22 protein-coding genes are annotated in these 18593 nt (G+C 54.4%); 11 read left to right on the forward strand and 11 right to left on the reverse strand.

Annotation, left to right across the window (positions count from 1 at the left end):
* Positions 1-7: 7 nt before the first annotated feature.
* The 3 genes from MKY58_RS05730 (at position 8) to MKY58_RS05740 (ending at position 2072) form a co-directional block, all read left to right on the forward strand.
* Positions 8-445 carry a hypothetical protein gene (locus MKY58_RS05730; protein ID WP_339323811.1) on the forward strand — a complete coding sequence of 146 codons (438 nt, stop codon included), beginning with the start codon at positions 8-10 and terminating at the stop codon, positions 443-445.
* Positions 446-649: 204 nt separating this feature from the next.
* Complete coding sequence (locus MKY58_RS05735; protein ID WP_339323812.1) at positions 650-1873, forward strand: glycosyltransferase family 4 protein; 1224 nt, start codon at positions 650-652, stop codon at positions 1871-1873.
* 37 nt (positions 1874-1910) lie between these two features.
* Positions 1911-2072, forward strand: a complete 162-nt coding sequence (locus MKY58_RS05740) for a hypothetical protein (RefSeq protein ID WP_339323813.1) — start codon at positions 1911-1913, stop codon at positions 2070-2072.
* Between the two features lie 89 nt (positions 2073-2161).
* On the opposite strand, the gene MKY58_RS05745 is transcribed toward MKY58_RS05740, so the two are convergent.
* Positions 2162-2791 carry a DUF1796 family putative cysteine peptidase gene (locus MKY58_RS05745; RefSeq protein WP_339323814.1) on the reverse strand — a complete coding sequence of 210 codons (630 nt, stop codon included), beginning with the start codon at positions 2789-2791 and terminating at the stop codon, positions 2162-2164.
* A gap of 182 nt (positions 2792-2973) precedes the next feature.
* Between MKY58_RS05745 and MKY58_RS05750 the strand changes: the two genes are divergently transcribed.
* Genes MKY58_RS05750 through MKY58_RS05760 form a run of 3 tightly spaced genes read left to right on the forward strand, consistent with a single transcriptional unit; the run spans position 2974 to position 4796 of the window.
* On the forward strand, positions 2974-3309 hold the full coding sequence (locus MKY58_RS05750) for a hypothetical protein (RefSeq protein WP_036714372.1): 336 nt from the start codon (positions 2974-2976) through the stop codon (positions 3307-3309).
* A 27-nt stretch (positions 3310-3336) separates the two neighbouring features.
* The gene (locus MKY58_RS05755) at positions 3337-4398 is read left to right on the forward strand and encodes a glycosyltransferase family 4 protein (protein WP_339323815.1); all 1062 of its coding nucleotides are present in this window, start codon (positions 3337-3339) and stop codon (positions 4396-4398) included.
* 14 nt (positions 4399-4412) lie between these two features.
* The gene (locus MKY58_RS05760) at positions 4413-4796 is read left to right on the forward strand and encodes a hypothetical protein (protein WP_339323816.1); all 384 of its coding nucleotides are present in this window, start codon (positions 4413-4415) and stop codon (positions 4794-4796) included.
* A 74-nt stretch (positions 4797-4870) separates the two neighbouring features.
* Here the strand turns inward: MKY58_RS05760 and MKY58_RS05765 are convergent, their stop codons facing one another.
* Positions 4871-5785: an NAD-dependent epimerase/dehydratase family protein gene (locus MKY58_RS05765; protein WP_339323817.1), complete on the reverse strand. Its 915-nt coding sequence runs from the start codon at positions 5783-5785 to the stop codon at positions 4871-4873.
* A 215-nt stretch (positions 5786-6000) separates the two neighbouring features.
* Between MKY58_RS05765 and MKY58_RS05770 the strand changes: the two genes are divergently transcribed.
* On the forward strand, positions 6001-6564 hold the full coding sequence (locus MKY58_RS05770; RefSeq protein WP_339323818.1) for a hypothetical protein: 564 nt from the start codon (positions 6001-6003) through the stop codon (positions 6562-6564).
* A 109-nt stretch (positions 6565-6673) separates the two neighbouring features.
* On the forward strand, positions 6674-7669 hold the full coding sequence (locus MKY58_RS05775) for a YhcN/YlaJ family sporulation lipoprotein (protein ID WP_339323819.1): 996 nt from the start codon (positions 6674-6676) through the stop codon (positions 7667-7669).
* Positions 7670-7790: 121 nt separating this feature from the next.
* Here MKY58_RS05775 and nagA read toward each other — a convergent pair whose 3' ends face one another.
* From nagA to MKY58_RS05810, 7 genes are all read right to left on the reverse strand, one after another.
* Positions 7791-8966, reverse strand: coding sequence for an N-acetylglucosamine-6-phosphate deacetylase (gene nagA / locus MKY58_RS05780; RefSeq protein WP_339323820.1), 1176 nt, complete (start codon positions 8964-8966; stop codon positions 7791-7793).
* Positions 8963-9688 (reverse strand): glucosamine-6-phosphate deaminase, encoded by a 726-nt coding sequence (gene nagB, locus MKY58_RS05785; RefSeq protein ID WP_339323821.1) that lies wholly within the window; start codon positions 9686-9688, stop codon positions 8963-8965. Before nagB ends, nagA begins: the two co-directional genes overlap by 4 nt.
* Complete coding sequence (locus MKY58_RS05790; RefSeq protein ID WP_339323822.1) at positions 9685-10569, reverse strand: MurR/RpiR family transcriptional regulator; 885 nt, start codon at positions 10567-10569, stop codon at positions 9685-9687. Before MKY58_RS05790 ends, nagB begins: the two co-directional genes overlap by 4 nt.
* A gap of 226 nt (positions 10570-10795) precedes the next feature.
* Positions 10796-12652 carry an FTR1 family protein gene (locus MKY58_RS05795; protein WP_339323823.1) on the reverse strand — a complete coding sequence of 619 codons (1857 nt, stop codon included), beginning with the start codon at positions 12650-12652 and terminating at the stop codon, positions 10796-10798.
* Between the two features lie 28 nt (positions 12653-12680).
* Positions 12681-13973, reverse strand: coding sequence for an iron uptake transporter deferrochelatase/peroxidase subunit (gene efeB / locus MKY58_RS05800; RefSeq protein ID WP_339323824.1), 1293 nt, complete (start codon positions 13971-13973; stop codon positions 12681-12683).
* A 4-nt stretch (positions 13974-13977) separates the two neighbouring features.
* Positions 13978-14850: an iron uptake system protein EfeO gene (gene efeO, locus MKY58_RS05805; protein WP_339323825.1), complete on the reverse strand. Its 873-nt coding sequence runs from the start codon at positions 14848-14850 to the stop codon at positions 13978-13980.
* A 190-nt stretch (positions 14851-15040) separates the two neighbouring features.
* Positions 15041-15337 carry a transposase gene (locus MKY58_RS05810; protein WP_339323826.1) on the reverse strand — a complete coding sequence of 99 codons (297 nt, stop codon included), beginning with the start codon at positions 15335-15337 and terminating at the stop codon, positions 15041-15043.
* Positions 15338-15550: 213 nt separating this feature from the next.
* Here MKY58_RS05810 and MKY58_RS05815 point away from each other — a divergent pair, with 213 nt between their 5' ends.
* A complete protein-coding gene (locus tag MKY58_RS05815; protein WP_339323827.1) occupies positions 15551-15925 on the forward strand; it encodes a hypothetical protein in 375 nt (124 codons plus the stop codon).
* A 262-nt stretch (positions 15926-16187) separates the two neighbouring features.
* Here the strand turns inward: MKY58_RS05815 and MKY58_RS05820 are convergent, their stop codons facing one another.
* Both MKY58_RS05820 and MKY58_RS05825 read right to left on the reverse strand, forming a co-directional pair.
* Positions 16188-16412: a LuxR C-terminal-related transcriptional regulator gene (locus MKY58_RS05820; protein ID WP_036649309.1), complete on the reverse strand. Its 225-nt coding sequence runs from the start codon at positions 16410-16412 to the stop codon at positions 16188-16190.
* A 358-nt stretch (positions 16413-16770) separates the two neighbouring features.
* Positions 16771-17232, reverse strand: a complete 462-nt coding sequence (locus MKY58_RS05825; protein WP_339323828.1) for a DinB family protein — start codon at positions 17230-17232, stop codon at positions 16771-16773.
* A gap of 133 nt (positions 17233-17365) precedes the next feature.
* Between MKY58_RS05825 and MKY58_RS05830 the strand changes: the two genes are divergently transcribed.
* Positions 17366-17725 carry a hypothetical protein gene (locus MKY58_RS05830; protein WP_339323829.1) on the forward strand — a complete coding sequence of 120 codons (360 nt, stop codon included), beginning with the start codon at positions 17366-17368 and terminating at the stop codon, positions 17723-17725.
* Between the two features lie 75 nt (positions 17726-17800).
* Positions 17801-18550 carry a 2,3-diphosphoglycerate-dependent phosphoglycerate mutase gene (gpmA, locus tag MKY58_RS05835; protein WP_339323830.1) on the forward strand — a complete coding sequence of 250 codons (750 nt, stop codon included), beginning with the start codon at positions 17801-17803 and terminating at the stop codon, positions 18548-18550.
* The last annotated feature ends 43 nt before the right edge of the window (positions 18551-18593 follow it).

The raw sequence follows: 18593 nt of genomic DNA on the forward strand, positions 1-18593 counted from the left end.
ATTCCTTATGCCAAACCGTTTGATAGATAGCCAGATTTCCCAAAACGTCTCCACCGCAGGTGCAGTCAGCATCCCTGCCAGCACAACCCCTGCTTTGTTCGGCACGCTTGGCTTGAACACAGCCGCCGCAGGGCCGAATCTTTCCGTTCACTTCACGGCAACCGTTACGTTGAGCGCTGTCGTTGCCGTCCTAGCTCCTGTAACCATTACGATCTTCCGGGTGGTTGACGGGGTATCCACTCTCATCTATTCCGCTACCGAGTCGCTGCCGGTAGGCACGTTGCTTCTGACGACCGACGTCATTACCGTAACGGGCATCGATTTGTTGACGACGAACCCTGGATTTGTCGTCTACCAGGCCTTCGTCAGCATTCCTGGAGGACTGACGGTCATTCCGAACCGGGTAGGGCCCGAAAGCTTCGAAGCCGTGGCCTACTCCGACTAATTCAACGGCGCTTAAACGAACTGGAATCACCGGAAATGATGTTCCGGTGATTTTTTTGTCCGAAATTTCCGAACATTCCGCGTGAGGGGGTTCAAGAGTCGTGTCCCGGCGCATCGTTTTCCAATATAGTATATTGTCGGCATCGTCCATTAAACCATCAATGAGTCCGGCTCCCGTCGCCGGATCCCATGGGAAGGAGAAGGCATGAAGATACTGCTAGCGACATACTGGCTGATTCCCCATGTCGGCGGAGTATGGAAATACATGACGCAAATCCAGCAGCGGCTGGAAGCCATGGGACATCAGGTGGATCTGCTCGGAAACAGCCCGGATTACGCCAAATTCCATATCATTAACCGCGGCCGCGAAATCTCCAAGGAATGGATCCGCCCGCTTGTGGTCACCAAGCTGGCCAGGGAGTACGCGCCCTTGCTGCATGCGGATCCCCTCATTCACTATTATGAGATAGACCGCTATATGCTGGAGCTTTCGGCCGCGTGTTTCGGGCTGGATCAATATGACATCATCCATACCCAAGATATATTTGCGGCCCGCTCGCTCGCCCGGGTGAAGCCTGCACACGTTCCGTTGATTTCGCAGGTTCACGGCTCCGTTACGGGGGAGCTTCACAACCATTTCCGGATGAACCCGCAGCTCGGCATCAACGAGCATTCGCCAGCCTGGAAGTATTTCCCTGCCGTTGAATCTCGCGGCGCTGCGTCCGGAAACGTTACAATCACGTCGACGCAGTGGCAGAAAAACCTGCTCGTCCGCGATTTCGGCATTCCTGAACATCGCATCAGCGTTTTCCAATACGGCCTGGATGCCCAGGAATTTTGGCATAAAGCCCATATGGGAACGGATGTCAGCCGGCCGCCGGATAAAAAGGTGATCATCTGTCCGGCAAGGCTGTCGTTCGTCAAGGGGATCGATGTGCTGATTTCGGCGCTCGGCATCCTGAAAAGCATGAGGCAGCAGGATTGGGTGTGCTGGATCGTCGGAGACGGCGATAAAAGGGAGGAGCTGTGGAACCAAACCCAAGCTCTGGCATTGCAGAACAACGTGGTGTTTTTCGGCGAGCGCCATGATATACCGGCCCTGCTTCTGCAATCGGACATTTTCGTTCATTCCTGCATCCAGGATAATCAGCCGTTTTCAGTGATGGAGGCACAGTTCGCCGGCTTGCCGGCATGCGTGTCGAATGCCGGAGGACTGCCGGAGATGGTGGAACATGGCGCGACCGGCCTGGTTTCCCCGGTGAAAGATCCGCTTACGCTGGCACAGCATCTGAATACGCTGCTAGGAAACGATGAATACCGGCGCATGCTCGGTCAAAATGCGGCGCGCTGGGGACAGCAGCACTGGTCGCTCGATCAGATGATTTCCAGGCTATTGAACGAATATGCGAGGGTAGCTTCAGGAGCATAAACGGCCGAACCATGAGCCAAGGAAGGGAGGAGACGACGTGTCTGAGCCTTATATGGTCATCGGCGATTTGTATAACCGGATTTTTGCCGTGCAATCGTCCCATGTCGATCTGATGGTGAATTATGCGGTGTGGAACCGGATTTTCGAGCAGCTTCCAAAAAATTACACGCTTCCGGATTTGGAGGTTTTGACTTTCTAAACCATTGAACAAACAGGGATCCAGAGCCAAAAAAAGGGCCGCCCAATTCGGCATGTCACGTGTCCGGATCGGCGGCCTTCATCGATTCTTCAGCGAGTGGATATATGAATTCCGCTTAATATTTGTCCCCATAAGTGATCATTTCCCAGCCATTTATCGGCGTTCGGCAATTGGATGGAGCAGACCTTTTCAAGCGGCCAGTCCAGTTCCACGATGTCGTTGACAGGGGTATGGTTAATCAGCAGCACCCGAAAATCATGCGCGACAAGACTCGATAAAACCTCCTGGAGTTCTTTGGCTTGTTCGAACGTGCCTTCCGTGCGAATGAACAAAATTTTACGGCTGGTTAGCATTTTTTCCATGAACCGCTGCACGCGGCGGTCATATTTGGCTTTTACGTAAGGATAAGCTTCAAGATTGGGCGGGAAGTTGTTGTGGGTAAAAAAGTCGTGATTCGACAGAAAATCGTAATACGTGTCGCGCACCAAATAAAGCTGCTCGCTGACTTTATTTTCAACGACGAGGTTGTTGTAGACCATGAAATGGGCGAATCGGTTCCTTAAAAGGCGGTTCACGTCGGATAGGTTGTAAGTCGCCATCCAATCGATCGGACCGGCATAATTTCGCAGGCCGAATTTTTCGAGCTTCATCGCGGCGAGGCATAAGTCTCCCAAACTGAAAATCGCGTCGTAGGATCCTTTGAGATCGGCAACCCTCATATTCTTTCATCCTTTCTTCCTAAATTGCGATTCGCAATATAGTAGATGCGAGATCCGCTTCTTTCGCTTGTATTCTCGCTTATTCCCGGAAGAATAGGTTTGCGGCGGGCGTTAAATGCCCTTCCACTTGGAGCGCAGCCACATAGGATAGGATTAAGACTTGACTTTCAGGAGGAAAGGTTATGTCCATATTACGGCTAGAAGCCGCTCCTTTTGCACCGATCGACTCTACGTATATCCAGTCCGTCGATCTTGAAATATGCAATGTCGGTACGGAAGGTTTTGAGATGCTTGTGCATGGCTACGGCGAACAGGGACTGTTTTACGTTCAGTTGATCCATGTCGGTTCGGGCAGCACGGTTCCCCTTTATCATATGATGACGGAGCATAAGCCTTTTCAGCTGGTGCTGGTGACGAACGTCAACGATTATACGCATACCGCAGTGACCGTTAGAGTCCGCAACCAAGGCAACCTTGTCGCTTTGTTTACCCAGGAGGACATGTTTCGAATGATCTGACCGTTAAGACGCAAAGGAGGGGATGCCATGAACGTGCTGTTTGTGTTTTACGTGCCGAGCGGCGGCATGGATACGTTGAATCGGCTTCGCTGCAAAGCCCTTGCCAGATACGGTATCCATGCTTCCTGCCTTTACTTCCATTGGGGGGCGGGGGTGCAAAATAACGACGGGGTCCCTATGTACATTACGAACAACGATGAAGAGATCCGGGGAATTCTGGCCGCCGGGAATTACGATGTCATCGTCGTCACGACGGATCACAAAAGCTTTCCCCGCTTCAGGCAGCTGGGATATACGGGAAAGCTTGTACTGGAAATTCAGGGGTACGGCGCCAAGGAATATGCCCGCCAGCAGCTGATCGAAGCCATTCCTTACGTGAACACGTACGCAAGTGCGCTGCTGAATCCGAGCACCCCGCATATTGCCGCTTTGTTTCGGGAACTGTTTCCGAATATTCCACAGTATAATTTCCCCAATTTTTTTGATTCCGAGAGCTTTACCTACCGGCCGGGACCGATTCCGGAACGTCCGGTGATCGCATGGCTTGGACGCATGGAAGACAATAAAAACTGGAGGGAATTCCTTCATATCGGCTATCAGATGTCTTTCTACGTTCCCGATTTGAAACTTTGGGTTTTCGAAGACCCCAACTTGTCGATTCCCCATGAACGCGAACAGTTCGATTCCGTGGTGCATCAATTGGGACTTCATTCGCGTTTAATCATGCATTCGAACGTGCCAAACCATCAGATGCAGCATTATTTCTCGGCCATAGGCGATTCGGGCGGTTTCGTGTGCAATACATCCAAGGTGGAAGGCGGCCCGTTATCGGTCCTCGAAGCCATGAGCTGCCGCTGTCCGGTGCTGGCGACGAATTCCGACGGGGTGGCTCTTTGCATCCGTCATAACGAAACCGGCAAAAATTATACGCTTGGCAATATTGCGCAAGCCGTGCAGGAGGGGCTGGACTTGATGCATAACGCTCCGCTGAGGGAAAACATCCGAAGCGGCGCGTTAAAACGGGTGCAAACGGAATTCAACCCGCATCTGTACTGCGTGCGTTTTATTGATATGCTGTATCACATTTGATGGGAGGAATTCGCGTGACGGCAAAATACAACACCAGGGTGGGGGCGGCAGCGGGAACCTTCATGCCGTTTACGGTCGGTCCCGATGAGATTGTCCTGACGGGAGTCACATTGGAAGGAATCGCCGAGGGCGACCGCGTGATTTTGGATATCGACGTATCCTGGCTGAAACCGATGTGCGATCTGGGAGAGCTCGAACTGATGATTCGAAGGGACGCTCCGGACGGACCCATCATCTATTGGACGATGGAAACCTGCTATGCCCAGGCCCGTACGAGGGAAGAATGCGTTTTGGCGGGCGACGGCACCATGCGCCATTTTTTCCTTACGGCCCGCTCGGTCGAACATAAAGCGCAGCTTGCCGCGTATTATTTGGAAGGAACGGTAGATGCTCCGTAAAGACGAATAGAATGATACGGATCAAGCCGACTCCGGCTGCCATCAGCCGGGGATCGGCTTTTTTTGCATTCCCTTTACCGGAAAAAGCTTCGGTACGTCAGCTGGAGTCCTTCCTCGATGCCGTATGCCGGCCGCCAATTTAAATGCGCCAAGGCTCGAGCGTTGGACAAGCGGCTGTGGCGGATGTCTCCTGCCCGGTCCGGACGATGGACGCAAACGGTTTTTTGGCCATGGTGCAGCCGAAGAAGCTCAACCAACCGATTGACGGAGGTCGCTTGGCCGGTGCTGACATGAAGGATTTTCCGTTTCCCTGACGTTTGGGCCGCTGCCAAGGCGGCGACGACATCTTGAACGTAAATAAAATCCCTCGTTTGTTCCCCGTCCCCATTGACCGTTAAGGGCATGCCTTGCCGGAGCTGGTTCAGGAAAATGGACACGACGCCGCCTTCCCCTTTCGAAGTTTGTCCGGGACCGTAGACGTTCGCGAACCGCAGGACGGTCCAATCCAGTTCGAACAATTCGCCGTACAGCCGGACATAATGCCCCGCCGCATATTTGGATAATCCGTAAAACGAGATGGGAACGGCGGGGTCCGTTTCCTCCAGCAAATCCTTTTGCAGATTCCCGTAAACGCCCGAGGTGGATGCAAACACGAATTTTCGGACTCCGCCTTGGCGGCAGGCCTCCAGCATGTTCAGCGTACCGAGCACATTGATTTCGGTGTCTTCCCGCGGATGCTGGATGGAATGCTGCACATCCGCTTGTGCCGCTAAATGAAACACGGTATCCGGCTGAAGCGCAACGATCGCCTCAAAAGCGGCAGGCAAGCGAATATCCTCCTGATGCAAGGTCGCGCCTTGAGGAACGTTCCCCGCCTTGCCAGCCGACAAATCATCGATGACATGTACCCGATGCCCCATATCGATCAAATGACGTACTAGATGCGAGCCGATAAACCCGGCACCGCCCGTCACTACCACCGTCGTCATGTCATGACCTCCTTAAAAGGCTATAATCATGAGATATCGTATGTGGCAGCGGCATCATTGGCATTAGGCATTGTCCCGATTTCGATCTGGCGCCGGGCATCTTGGTGAAAGAGGTAGTAAAAAGCTTCCAACGGGGTAATATGTGAATGACATCTTTTTGCCGGGGCCGAATCGTTCATGCATGCAAAATACGCCATGCGAAAGGGGAAAGTTAGATGAAAAAAAGGGTTTTGGCGCTTATCGTTGCGCTTGCAGCCATTCTGATCGCCGGCATTGCGTATTTCTTTCGCCCCGATCAAACCGAAGCGCCCGGTAAGCCGGATTCTGCGGCCGGACGATCCGATTCCCTTCCGGTCTGGGTAGATCCGCAAGACGTGACGGCGGTCGAATGGGAGGGGAAAAGAACGTCATGGCTGCTGCAGCGTACCGATTCCAACGATGAGGCAGGGGAAGGGGGGTGGTCGCTTAACGGCAAGCCCGCAGCGGAATCCGATGCCATGCGGGTGCTGTCGCAGATGAACTTGCTTTGGGCCAAAGGGGCGGCACAAAAGCAACCGGTTTCTTCATTAAAAGATGAAATAATCGACTCTACCGTGACCGTTGCCGGCATGGCTAAGACGGAAGAAACCGTGTATTTGATCGCCGCAGAACCGTCAGATCCGGACAGGGTATGGATCATTCCGCCGGGGGCATCTTTTGCTTACCCTGTATTTGTCAAGGATTTGGAGTTGCTGGAAGGGGCTGTCGACAGGCTCAAATCTGCAGCTCCTTCGGCCTGATGCTGCCGCCCAAAGGCCTTCAGGATGCCAAATCCTTTCAGCATAGCGCGTTAAGCGCGAGGTCATCCTAAACGATGTTACTACATTAATTATAACGGAGGATGAACTCATGATACGATCCAAAGCCATTAGTCTTTCCGTATCCGCCGCACTGATCGTCAGCATGGCCGGATTGGCCGGCTGCGGCACGAGAGAACCTGCCAATACGAACGTGCGCACCCGCAACGTTCATGACGGGCGGATGCTGGATACCCGGGACGGCAGACTGAACGTCAACTCTTTGAGAAACGGCAACCGTTTTTCCACCTACAATACGGACGGAAACTTCGGCACGCGAAACGCAAGACATGACCTGTCGAACCTGACTTCGGCCCAGGACGTTGCGGATAAAGTGGCTGCCTTGAAGGAAGTGCGCACGGCCAACGTCCTTAAGGCAGGCAACAGCGCGTACGTGGCAGTCTCCCTGGAACACGGCGCACAAGCCAATCATGCCACGGACGGCACCCACGGCCGTTTCCGCAATAACAGCTTCGGCACGATGAACCACGGCGCCAGCGGCAGCAACAGCAGCTTTAACACCGGCGCGGCAGGCGTGAATACCCGCGGTTTCAACGGAGCGGCAGGAACTAACGGCATGGGGACAACCGGCAGGGGCGCAACAGGCGCTGGCACAACCGGTACAGCAGGAACCGGAACCGGCGGCAACTTCCGCGGATATACGACGAGCGCCGGCGAACCGATCACGAGAAACAACGGTTTTAACGCCACTACGCCGGGAACGGCCGGCACAAGCGAAACCTATTCGCAAAATTATAACGTAAGCAACGACGTAAAAGACAAGATCACGAAGATCGTTCAAAAAGCCGATCCAAACATCACCAATGTTTATGTATCTGCTAATCCTGATTTTGTCCAACGCGTCAGCAATTATGCAACCGATGTGAGAAACGGCCATCCGATCGGCGGCATGGTGAATGAGCTTTCGACGATGATCGAACGGATTTTCCCGACGAATACAAGCACGACCGACCATCGCTTAACCCCGATGGGCACGACGCACAACGCTCCCGGCAAAACGCCTGCAGGCAGACACATGACGCAGTAAAAACCAAACACAAAAAGCAGCTTTGCGCATCATTGCGGGCTGCTTTTTGGTGTTTTCGGAAGGGCGGCATAAAAAATGACGCCGGCGATCCAGCGTCATTTTTGTTATGGGATGGAATTCATTAAAAGACCTGGCGTCCGCGTACCCAAACGCCCTGAATGTTCAAACGCTCATCCAGCATCAGCACATCCGCCTGCTTGCCGGCTTCGAGCGTCCCGGTCCGGTCTTCGATGCGAAGGCGTTTCGCCGGGTTGTAGCTGGCGATGCGCGAGGCATGCTCGACGGTCAATCCTACGGTTTCGACGAGGTAACGGAAACCTTTGATCATCGTAAGCGTGCTGCCGGCCAGGCTGTTCGACTCGCCTTTCAATATCGCGATGCCGTCCTTTACTTCTACGGGCAAATCGCCGATCGTATAATCGCCGTCCGGCATGCCCGCTGCGGACATCGCATCCGTAATCAGGATCAAGTTATCGTTTGTTTTCACTTTCGTCAAAATCGAAATGCACGCCGGATGCACATGGATGCCGTCGGCAATGATTTCGGCATGAATCCGGTCGTCGCTGAGCACCGCCCCGGCCGTGCCCGGCTTGCGGTGATGGATCGGCGTCATGGCGTTGAACGTATGGACGGCCTGGCGGAGACCGGCTTCTACCGCCGCTTCGACTTCCTCGTAAGATGCATCGGTATGGCCGAGAGCGGCGTTGATGCCGTGTTCGCTCATCCAGGCGATGGCCTCAAGCGCGCCTTCGCGTTCGGGAGCAAGCGTGACCTGTTTGATAAGTCCCGGATACTGTGCCTCCCAGGCTTCGAGCCATTCGACGTTCGGATGGACGATATGCTCGGGATTTTGGGCTCCGGGCCACTTCGGGCTGATGAAAGGCCCTTCCATGTGAACACCTTCAATCACGGCATAAGGCATATCCTGCTGCCTATACTCGTGGACTTCCTTCAGCACCTTGTCGATGGATGCTTTAGGAGCCGTCATCGTGGTGGCAAGCATGGCGGTCGTTCCTTGGGAACAGTGGAAGGAGGTGATTTTGTCGAGCTCCTCCTTGCCGGAATACATAAAGTCTTCGCCGTTGCCGCCGTGAACGTGGACATCGATGAAACCCGGCACGAGATATCCTTCCGTTTTTTTGCCGGGATTCAGATGATGCAGGTGGTCCGGCAAATGCTGCACCTCGCCGGCATAAAGAATGGTGCCTTCATGGATGGCGACGACGCCGTCCTCGATGACGTTGCCCGGCACGACGACTTTACCGTACAACAATTGTCCTGAAGTTTCGCTCATCATAATAACCCTCCAGCTCCTTGATCCAGCAGCACGACGACGTTCGGATGGCATTGCAGAAGCGATGCCGGGCATTGGGACGTGATCGGCCCTTTCAAGGCGCGTTTGACGATTTCCGCCTTGTCTTCGCCGCGGACCAGCAGCAGGATTTGTTTGGCTTTTAAAATGCTACCGACGCCCATCGTGATCGCTTGCGTCGGCACGTCGGCCAAAGACGGGAAAAAGCGGGCATTGGCCGTGCGCGTTTTTTCCTGGAGCTCGACGACATGGGTGCCGCCGATCAGGCTTTCGCCCGGTTCATTGAACCCGATGTGACCGTTGTGCCCGAGTCCAAGAATCTGCAGATCGACCGGGCCGTTTTCTTCGAGCATGGCGTCGTATTTCCGGCATTCCTCCTCGAGGTCGGCGGCGTTGCCGTCAGGCACGTGCGTATTCTCCATTTTGATGTCGATGTGGTTAAAAAGCTTTTCGTTCATAAAGCTGCGGTAGCTCTCCGGATGCCCTTCAGGCAGGCCGACGTATTCGTCCAGGTTGTAGGTGGACGCTTTGGCGAAGCTGACCAGCCCCTGCCGGTTCATTTCAATCAGGCGCTGGTAGATGCCGATCGGCGAACTGCCCGTCGCCATGCCGAGAACGGACCTTGGTTTCGTATGAAGCAGGCTGGCGATGAGACCCGCACCGGTCGCGTTGAAGTCGGCCTCATGCTTGAAAGTATAGATGTTCATGCTTTTGAATAACCTCCTCTTGTTTTGCGGTAGTTCCGGACGTTGTGATAGGACTGCTCCAGCTTGGGAACGTATTGTCCGAACTGCTCGCTGCTCATGCCCATGAAAAGAATGTCAATGATATGAAGCTGGGCGATCCTCGAAGCCATGTCGCCTCTTCGCATGCCTTCCTCCAGGGAAGAAACGAAGAGGGGGATATCGGCCATGGATGCCAGCGTGTTGCTGCCGTAAGAAGTGAGCGTGATCGTTGCGGCGCCGCTGTCTTTGGCGCAGGACAACGCGCTGATCGTCTCCTCGGTCTCCCCGGAATAGGAGATGGCGATCGCCACGTCCCGGTCCGTCAGGGTCGACGCCGAAGTGATTTGCATGTGGGGATCGGCGAATGCGGTGCAGTTTTTCCCGATCCGGATCAGCTTCTGGTAAAAATCGAGCGCCACGACCGACGACGTCGCCACGCCGTACAAATCGATCCGCTGCGCATCGCACAGCAGCCGAATGGCTTGCGACAGCCGGTTCATGTCCAGAAGCTGCGTCGTATCCCGGATGGAGGTCAAATGATTGGCTTCCATCGCTTCGACGATTTTGGATAACGGATTGTTGGCCACGATGTCCTGGTAAGAGGAAGCCTGGTTTCGTTCCTGCAGTCCCGTGTGGGCGAGTTCCGCCGACAGCTTGACCTTCAAATCGGGGTAGCCCTTCAGATGGAACACCTTGCAGAAACGGGTGACCGTGGCCGGACTGGTTCCGCATTGCTCGGCCAGTTCCTTGATCCCCATATGGACCACCTGGGCCGGGGAAGAGAGAATAAAATCGGCGATCCGGCGTTCCTGCGGGGACAGCTTATCTTTTTCCTGCGCCAGCGCATATAAGAACGGAGCCACGAAAGGACCTCCCTTTTGTACGACTTCATCCGAAGACGAGGTGTGAAAATTATTTTAATATTTATTTTTGATTGCAAGAAAATTATTTTTATCTCCCTCCCATCATAGGTCAAAAGTCTTCCGGTGACAAGGGGGGAACGGGATTTTTCAGGGCCGGTATTTTTTAAGAAAAAGAAAAAACCCGCGTTCGCGTGGAACTCGGGTAATAGGGCGGGTAAAGTTGTTGTTATTGGACGTTTCCGGCGCTGACGCGGGATTTTTTCGATCGGCCGATTTCCTGCCGCAGCACCTGCCAAATGATGTAGGCCAAAATGACCATTTGCGGGATGAACGTTTCCCACGTCGGATACATGCCGAGCCAGGAAACGGAAGGCAGCGACGGATCCGAATGGGCCGACAGTCGGCCTGCCACCTGAAGCGAATGAATGCTGTCCCCAAGGAAGCGGAACACGAGGTAATAAATCAGCAGCGTCGCGACCAGGAAAAAGGCCCGGATCGGCAGCGCAGCGCTGAGCGCGATGATGGCATAACCCAATACCGCGAGAATGGCCAGCGCTATGACGACGCCGAGGATCAGCTGAAACATCGGCATCGACGGTGCCATGCCGACGTAAAAAATCGTCGTTTCGGCACCCTCCCTTACAATGGCCAGCAGGGCTACGGCAAACAGGGACCATAGGCTGCCTTTCGCCAACGCCTGGTCCATTTGCTTGCCGACATAGCGGTTCCAGGCTTTGGTGTTCGATTTGTTGTGCAGCCATTGCCCGACGGTGATCATCATGACGACGGCGACCAGTCCGGTAATGCCTTCGATCAGCTCGCGGGCGCTGCCGGAAGCGGCTTTGGATATCGTATAGGTCAACACGACGGCGAGCAGCAGCGACAGCGCCAAACCGGTTCCCGCGCCCGACCAGATGAATTTCCGCCCTTCGGCGTGGCCGCTTCGTTTCAGGTAGGAAAGCAGCGCGGCAATGACGAGAATGGCTTCCAGCCCTTCCCGGAGCAGCACGAGCGCGGCGTCCCAGGCGGTATAGCTGTGGCTGCCGGCAACCTCCGCCAGGGAGGACTGCATGTTTTCGATAACTTGGAGCGCTTCCTGACTGCGGGGAGGCGTCGAAAGAAGGTAACCGGACACCTCGGACATCTGATTTTCCACTTGGGTATACAAAGATGGGGAAGACACCCGGACCTCGCCTTCCACGGCGGGCCAAGACGCGATGAATTGGTTCATGCTGTCCGCGGCTTGGGCGGTTTGGCCGTCCGCGGTTTGCTTGCGTGCCGTCTCCAGCACGCCCAGCAGGTCGGACAACGAATGGATGCTTTCGTTGCCGTCGCCGGCCAGCTGGACTTTTCCGTTTGCATAATCCGTCAACAGCGCAATCAGCTTGTTCATTTGCTGTACGGCCTGGTCTTCGCGGACGGGATCCGCTTGCAGCGCGATGCGCACCAGGCTGATTTGGGTTTCAAGCTGCCCGTAGACGACAAAGTTGTCGCTGCGGATCGGCGTCTCGCTTTTTGGCCAGGCATCGACGATGTTTTGATAGCTCGACTTGGCTTTGGCCCAATCCTTTTGCTCCATGGCGGCAAGGCTTTCCTTAGCAAAAGGAAGCAGCTTTGCGGCCGATTCCGCACCGCCGGAAGTTGGGCGGCCGCCTTGCCGCTGGCCGGAAGCGGCCTCGACGTAAGCGTTGACGGCTTTGGCTAGCGCCGACAACGCCTGCTTGGCCCCGGCATCCTCCTGCCGGAGCTTCGACTCGGCCTCGGCCAGGGCCGCATCGACCCGTGCCGTCAGGTCGGCCAAATCCTTGCCGCCGTTTTGCTTCAAGGCGGTCCAATCCGTTTTAAACTGTTCCAAATCTGTGGACGCTTCTTTCCACTGTTGTTGACCGCTTTCCACCAGCGCGCTGCCGACGGCGGGGAGGAGCCGGTCCAGGGTGGAGGTTTGACCGGTTTCGGCAAATGCCGGGGCCGCCACCAGATGGAAAAACATCAGGATGGCGAGCGCCAACATGGCCGTCATGCCGGGTTTGCTTCGGCGGCTGCGTTTTATGTTCGTCTGGTCGTCATGGCGTATGGACCGCATTGGCATTAGTCTCCTTCAAAATCAATTGTTAAAACAAGGTATCCCCGATGTACCCTCCTTGGGCGGCTCCGGGGAAGCAGGCAAACGCGGCGCTGCCCACGTGCAAAATGTATTCGTTCAAGCGGTCGCTTTTTGCCAGTTTTTGCTGCAGGGGGACGAATTGCTTGAACAGGTCCCGCTGATAGCTGATAAACAAAAGCCCGGCGTCGAGCTGACCGGTTTTGATGTCCATGCCTCCGGAATAAGAGTAGGAGCGGCGGAGAATTTGAATGGAGCCGTCGCCCCTCGCCAGCGCGACATGGGAATCCCGGGGGATGTACGGTTTGCCGCTTTCGTCCGCGGCATTCAGATCGACCGGATCGAATTCGTTTTTCGCGCCAAGCGGAGCCCCGCTGGAACGGTAACGGCCAAACGTCTCCTCCTGGTCTTTCAAGGTGGATCGGTCCCATACCTCGATGCGCATACGGATCCGGCGGACGGCCATATAACTTCCTCCAGCCATCCATGGGGCTCCGTCGCCGCTTTGCGCCCATACGATCCGGTTCATTTCCTTTTCGTCGGCCACTTGGGGATTGGCGGTTCCGTCCTTGAAGCCGAGCAGGTTGCGCGGCGTGCTTCCCGACGGGTCGGCCTGGTTCGTCCGCTGAAAGCCTTCCTGCACCCAGCGCAGGACCGCTTTTCCGCGCGCGATTCTGGCCAGGTTGCGCACGGCATGGAATGCGACTTGCATATCGTCCGCGCATACCTGCACGCCAATGTCGCCACCGCACCACTCGGGTTCGAGCTGATCCCCGTTGAATGCGGGCAGTTCTTTGAAGGTCGGCGGCTTTTTCGCGGCCAGGCCGAACCGGTCGTCAAACAGCGAAGGCCCTGCGCCGAACGTGATCGTAAGCCGAGAAGGGCTGAGCCCGGCCGATTCGCCGGTGTCGGTCGGCGGAAGGTTGCCATTGCCGCTTTCCTCGCCCACCGGTTGGCCTGCGGCCATCGCCGCGGCGGCGGCGGTCCAGGCCTGGAACAGCTTTTTCAGCGATGGCGCGCCGCTTGTGGTCACGTCAAAGGCTGCAAAGCAGATGAAGTTTTGCGCAGGCGTGATGATGCCGGCTTGGTGCGCTCCGTAAAAAGGAATGGAGTCCTCCTCTGTGGAGACGGATCCAGCGGCTTTCGTCTTGCGCTTGTTCTCCGTCGTCAGCAGCGTTCCGATCGCGCCGCCGCCGAGAAGAAGGCCAAGACCGCCGGTACCCGCCAAACGAAGGACATCGCGGCGGGTCATCGGTTTTTTCAGGATAGAATCGTCGTTTGATGGCTGGTGCTTTTCCGGCATGTCGCTACACTCCCAAAATCTTGCCCATATTGGACAGCGGTTCGGCCAATGCGTCAAGGTTTTGGCTCAGCTTGCGGATTTCGTCCTGCTTCAATGCCGTGTAATCGACGTAACCGTCGCCTTTTTTGAACGCATTCAGCTCTTTCTGCAAGGCGGCAAAACGCGTTTCGATTTCTTTTTCCAGCTCCGCGTCTTTTTTCGCCAGTTCGGGCTTCAATATTTCATAAATTTTCTGCGCCCCTTCAACATTGGCGGCAAAATCGTACAGATCGGTATGCGAATAAAGCTCTTCCTCGCCGGTGACCTTGGAGGAGGACACTTCATTCAGAAGCTCCACCGCGCCGGTGACCATCAGGCTGGCATCCAGATCGATCGTTTCGATTTTGGCGCGCAGCAATTGGGCGTCCTTCAGCAGCTGGTCGGCGAACCCTTCCGTTCCGGCCGTCGTTTTGTCTTCCCACAGCGCCTTTTCGATCCGGTGGAAACCGCGCCAGTCGGCGGCGTCGACGTCATTCACCCGCGCATCGATATTCGGGTCCAAATCGCCGAGCGCTTCGGCTACCGGTTCGATCCGTTCATAATAAGCGCGCGCAGGGGCATACAGCTTTTTCGCCTCTTCCAGCTTGCCGGCTTTGACCGCAGCCGTGAATTTTTCGGTCTCCTTGACGAAAAGATCGCACTGTTCGACCGCAAAAGTCCGGTATTGTTCGACGCTGGCGGAAAAGTCGGCCGCAGGGGCCGTTTTCGTTTCAGCGGCCGCAGGCGCAGCAGGCGTCGCGGACGCGGGATCGGCGTCCTGGTTTTTTTGCTGCCCGCATCCGCTGAAGAGAAGGGAAGCGGCGAGAATGCCGGTTGGAAGAATGACGTTGTACTTCAAGAAAAAGCAGCTCCTTTTATATGGAAGTTTTGATTTTGGTTATAATTGATAATGATTCTCAGTTATATGCATGGATTAATAATATAGAGGCTCGGGATTGCTGTCAATACATATTTTTTGGCTAAACATGCGGCGGGCCCGCAAAAAAGCCCTCGCTGCATACATGCAGCCAGGGCGGGGGGAGAGCCGATCATCGGCGACGCATATGGACCCATAACCCGGCAAGCATCCGGTAGGGGACGTATAACCCGAGGTAAGCACCCGCAACGAGAAACCACGAGTTAAGCAGCAAATGGTGGACGTCCGTGGTCAGAACGGTCCCATGGAGGATGTTCCGGTACACATCGGCCGCGAGGATGGAACCGGTGATATAAAAAGATAGCAGCGCGAGCAAACTCCATATCCAACGGAACCCGCGGTTTAACGCAGCCAGGACCGCCATAACAAACGGAACCGCAATAAAGCCGGCGATCAGCCAAAACAGCAATGCCGTGCACCTCCTTCAAGAGTCTATTCTCGGCAGGCGCGCAGCGGTTTAAACTCCCGGCTCCCGGGAGAGAAGCCCGCTCGATCACGGCATATTCTATGAAAACAGAGGTGAAAATATGAAAAAACCATCATTTTCATTGGATCGTTTGTCTTATACCGATTTATGAAACCCGAATAGAATATATCAATCTTTGAAAAGGAGTTGATATATTTGGCAAACCGTGATGTACGCCTTGCCCTTTGGTCCGGCATCAATTTTTCGGGCCGCAGAATTGTATTGAGACGTGGAGGTGTCGCAGTCCGGGATCTTGGAGCGTTTCGTTTTGACAACGTGCTTTCCAGCTTCCGTCTAAGAAACCGTGTGCAGCCTTCTCAAGTTACGCTTGTTTTGTTCTCGCAGGTGAATTTCCGGGGAGCTTTCCGCGTGTTCCGCGGCAGCCAAAACGTAGCCAACCTGGGTACCTTCAACTTTGATAACGTCACGTCTTCGCTCATTTTGGTCGGCCGCAACCTGACGAACGCCGAGATTGCCGAAATCCAAAGAACAGGCAGACCGCCTCAAGACATTCTCATCGTAAGACAGTAATTGCAGCACAAAAAAAGGGTGCCCTTGCGGCACCCTTCCTTGCGTGAAATGAACCGGATGATGTTCGTTTTCGACGTTTGAGCGGACATCTTTCGGCCCATTTGTGCTTATGGCCGTTCCCATCAAAGGAAATAACGAATCCTGCTTCTGGGCTGGTCCCGCAGCTTTGCAACAAATAGGAACGACAAAATAAAGAACCTCCTGTCATTCCTTCCTCATAAGGAAGACATGCTACAGAAGGCCAAGGCATTTGAGGGCTCGATCAGATCTTTAATTCCCCGAGCTTGATCAGCTCGACGACGGCTTGAGAACGGCCTTTCACGTTCAGTTTCTGCATAACGTTGGAGATATGGTTCCGCACCGTTTTCTCACTGATAAACAGTTGACCGGCGATGTCACGGGTCGTTTTATCCTGAACAAGCAGTTCGAACACTTCACGTTCACGGTGAGTCAATAAAAATTTGCTCTTATGATCGTTCCCCTTCAATGGTGTCACCCCTCCTTGCTCGGGTTTGTATGGTATAACAAGGTAAAGGGATACAGTCAACTCATATTATGTAAGGTCCGGGGCAATGGTGTCGTTGTGGCCAAAAAATGGGCTTGCGCCGTTCAATACCGCCGCAAGCTACGATAAGACGATTCATAATATGTAAAGCAAGATCAGAAATCCCCCGAAACAAAAAGAAAAATAGAAAATACTGTAAAAACCGATTTACTAAAAAGACGTGCTATGTAATAATATGGATACCAAAAATACCCTGCTTTTTGGAAAGCCAGGGTATTTTAGTCTTTTATATGATTTCAGAGGGCGTTGTTCGGATGTCGGCTGGATGGCCGCACGCGAATTACGCAAGCACTCGGAGCATGGCGTTGATCATGCCGTAATGGTAGTTTTCGTGCCCGAGGTTCACGATGAACGCTTCGCGGACGGTTTCGGCTTTGGCGAAATTTTCTTTGACCGCCAGCGGTTCGTCAAGTTTCCCTTCGAAGGTGTCGGCCACAAGCTTGCATTGTGCCGTCAGCTCTTGAATCAGCGTATCCCAAGCGGGAGGTTCGCCGTTCCAATCGGCCGGTTTCGTTCCATTGCCGAAAAAGGATTGGTAATTTTCAGGCACGACGGCATCCTTGCCGGCAAAACGGAACAAAATGCCGCTGGTGACGGTCAGCAGATGCCCGAGCTGCCAATGAATGTTGTTGTTGAAGCCTTGGGGGACAAGCATGCGTTTGTCTTCCGGAAGTTGTTCAACCTTGCTGATGATCGTGTTGCGGTTTTTCTCCATCAGCGCGAATAAGTAAGCGTCTCTCATGTGATGTTCCTCCTTACGATATGTAACCTCCATTCAATTTTACAGTAGACGGGCATGCAGAGCAACCGATGGCCCCGCGGGAGGAAATAACCTTATTTAAGCGGATTTTTTTGGATAGGAAGGAAGAAGCGATTTGGATCAGAAAAACAATGTATTTATGTTGGTATTAAGCGGCATCATGATGATTGTCGTCATTTGCCTGGTCATTATGATCGTCAAGCCGCAGCCGGACGCTGCGTCCCATTTTACGGGAAGCATGGAAACCTACGCGCATGGCATCAACATTCCCAGTTTTCCCGACGAGATGAACATCACGACGAAAGGGGAGCAAATCGTATCCCTCGGCGCCAACCGTTTCGCCGTCATCGACAACAATCCCGATTCGAGCAATCACGGGACGATTCTCATTTACGAATATGACGAAAAGGCGCGCAAGATCCATTTTCTCGCCTCCGAGAATTACGTCGCCCGCATGAATCAAAGAACCGAATAACGGTTAAATAATGAAGATGGCCCATCACGGCCCATTGCAGCGAATAGCTGCGTCAGCAAGGGAGGCATGCTTGAGATGTACAAGGTCGTATTGGTAAGGCACGGGGAGAGCGAATGGAACCGGGAAAACCGGTTCACGGGTTGGACGGACGTCGACCTGACGGAAAAAGGCGTCCGCGAGGCGATCAAAGCGGGGGAACTGCTCAAAGCGCTTCCGTACGAAATCGACATTGCATTTACGTCGGTTCTCAAAAGAGCCATTAAAACGCTGGATTACATACTGGAGGCAAACGATCTGCTTTGGGTTCCCGTCCGCAAAAGCTGGAAGCTCAATGAACGGCATTACGGCGCGCTTCAGGGGTTGAACAAGGACGAAACCGCCCAAAAATACGGGGAGGAGCAGGTGCGGCTGTGGCGCAGAAGTTATGACGTGCCCCCGCTGAAAATCACCGCCGAAGACGAACGCTATCCGAAAAACGACCGGCGATACGGGAAACTCACCGACAAGGAAATTCCGCTCGGAGAAAGCCTCAAGGATACGATCGCCAGGGTCGTGCCCTATTGGGAAGCGGAGATCGTCCCGCGCATCAAAGCCGGTGAACACGTGCTTGTCGTGGCCCACGGCAACAGCCTGCGGGCGCTCATGAAAGTGCTGGAAAACATCGGCGACGAGGAGATCGTCGACCTGAACATCCCGACCGCCGTGCCGATCCTGTATGAGCTGGATGACGATTTAAAGCCGCTGAACCGGACGTTTCTCGGCGACCGTGAACGCGTGCAGGAGAAAATCGACGTGGTGGCCAACCCGTCCAAAATTATGGAATAACGTTGGCAAGGAGGGGTCCCCCGTACGGGAGGTGACTCCTCCG

The sequence above is a fragment of the Paenibacillus sp. FSL W8-0194 genome (genome assembly GCF_037969745.1).
In the GTDB taxonomy this organism is placed as follows: Bacteria; Bacillota; Bacilli; order Paenibacillales; family Paenibacillaceae; genus Paenibacillus_AQ; species Paenibacillus_AQ cookii.